This window comes from Flavobacteriales bacterium (assembly GCA_020435415.1).
Lineage (GTDB): Bacteria > Bacteroidota > Bacteroidia > JACJYZ01 > JACJYZ01 > JACJYZ01.
The window spans coordinates 1-2,149 of record JAGQZQ010000165.1 but is presented as its reverse complement, the minus strand read 5'-3'; the positions used below and the strand labels follow the sequence as shown (position 1 = coordinate 2,149).

Sequence of the window (2,149 nt, the reverse complement as noted above, 5' to 3'; positions counted from 1 at the left end):
CTATAAGGATAAAGGGAAGTGCGTACCAGAATCCAAATAAGACGGTGAGTACCACGCCCCCGATCAATGTGATAGCGATTAAGGCAAAACGCAGATATATATTAATTGTGTACATAGCTTGCTAGTTGTGCAGCGCAAAGGTAATACATTCGAGCTTGCTCATACAACACAAACTTTTGACTGATGCAGTTTAAAAAGTTGTACATTATATTTCAAAATCTTTACAGGCATGAAATTTACTTACCTCTTTCCGTTGCTTGCTTTAGTATTGGGAATTTTGTCCTACTCAGCCATTGACCTGGATCGAAGCCTCACCAACATTTCCCAACAGAACGACACAAAGCACTATCTCTATGTGGCAACACCTGGTATTCGAGATTATCTTGGTTATGGTGGTCATGGCCTTCTCGTATTTGACATGGATCAAAACCACCGTTTTGTAAAGCGAATTCCGACAAAGGGTTTGCATGCAGATGGCACTCCCTCAAATGTAAAGGGCATAGAAGTAAGTATACCTCTAAACAGTGTCTTCATCAGTACACTGGAGGGTTTGCAGCGCATTGATCTGGCTTCGGAAAAGATCGTTTGGGAGAAACCCTTCGAAGGAGGCTGTGATCGTATGTCGATTTCGCCGGATGGCAAAACCATGTATCTGCCCTCCTTGGAGAAGGATTTTTGGAATGTGGTCAATTGTGAAGATGGAGAAATCATAACCAAAATCAAAGTGTTTACCCGGGCTCACAACACCATCTACGGGCCTTCGGGATCCAGGGTGTATATGGGAGATATTGGAACTCCATTCGTAAATGTTGCTGACACCAAAACCCATACGCTCACAGGGCAGATTGGTCCTTTTAGTGGGGGAATCCGGCCCTTCACCATCAACAGTGATGAAAGTTTGATCTTTGTCAATGTCAACGATTTGCTTGGTTTTGAGGTGGGAGATCTAAACACCGGTAAGAAATTAGCCAGCATCAAAGTCTTGGGCTGGGATAAAGGCCCTGTTCGTCGACATGGCAACCCCAGTCATGGTATAGGCCTGACACCAGATGAAAACGAAATTTGGATCAGTGATGGTCACAATATGCGGGTGCATGTTTTCAGTGCAAAACCCCCTTACCAACAGTTGACGACCATTCCCGTCCAGGATATGCCCGGGTGGATCACGATCAGCCTGGATGGAAAATATGTCTATCCTTCCAGTGGCGAGGTAATTGATGCCAAAACCCGTGAAGTGGTTACACTTTTAAAGGATGAATTCAATAATTACGTCTCGAGTGAGAAAATGGTGGAAATCCATATTCGAAATGGAAAGGTGATTGAGGCTGGTGATCAATTTGCCATCGGACGAGTTAAGTAACAATGAAGTGCGTATTAATTTTAGAAAAATTAAACTGTTTGCGCACACAGTTATACATCTGATTATTATCTGAAGTCATAAATAGCTGTATTTTTGCCAGCTCCAATACAGAAAAGAATCAAACATGGACGCTCTTAAATACCAACTGCGCTCGATTGAAAAAATTCCCGTTCGAATCTGGGAAAATTCAAAAGAGGCCTCAAAACATGTAGCCCGGTCAATTGCCCTGGCGGTTAGACAAAAACAACAGGAAGGCGAACAGATTGTTTTGGGTTTGGCCACTGGAAGTACTCCCATCGAACTCTATCGCGAACTGATCAGAATTCACAAAGAAGAAAACCTTAGTTTTTCGAATGTGGTGACATTCAACCTCGATGAATATTATCCCATGCAGCCAGACGACGCTCGAAGTTATGTCCGGTTTATGCATGACCAATTATTCAAGCATATCGATATCGATCCTAAGAACATCCACATTCCTGATGGAACCGCGCCAATGGATGATCTGGAAGCCTTCTGCGCCGATTACGAAGAGAAGATTGACGCAGCTGGAGGAATTGACATCCAAATATTGGGAATCGGAAGAACCGGTCATATCGGCTTTAACGAACCGGGATCTTTTGAGGGATCGGTGACCCGGCTGGTAAAATTAGACAACATCACCCGACGTGATGCTATCAAAGACTTCATTGAAGTCGATAAGGTGCCATACCGGGCGATCACCATGGGTATTGCCAGCATTTTTAAAGCTAAAATGATCTATTTACTTGCTTTTGGAATGCATAAAGC

Annotated in this window: 2 protein-coding genes; both read left to right on the top strand. The window is 43.5% G+C overall.

Annotated elements, in window-relative coordinates; all coding sequences use genetic code 11:
• Positions 1-229 precede the first annotated feature (229 nt).
• On the top strand, positions 230-1,360 hold the full coding sequence (locus tag KDD36_15090; protein ID MCB0397973.1) for a hypothetical protein: 1,131 nt from the start codon (positions 230-232) through the stop codon (positions 1,358-1,360).
• A gap of 124 nt (positions 1,361-1,484) precedes the next feature.
• The coding region (locus KDD36_15085) for a 6-phosphogluconolactonase (GenBank protein MCB0397972.1) at positions 1,485-2,149 on the top strand (665 nt) is incomplete at its 3' end.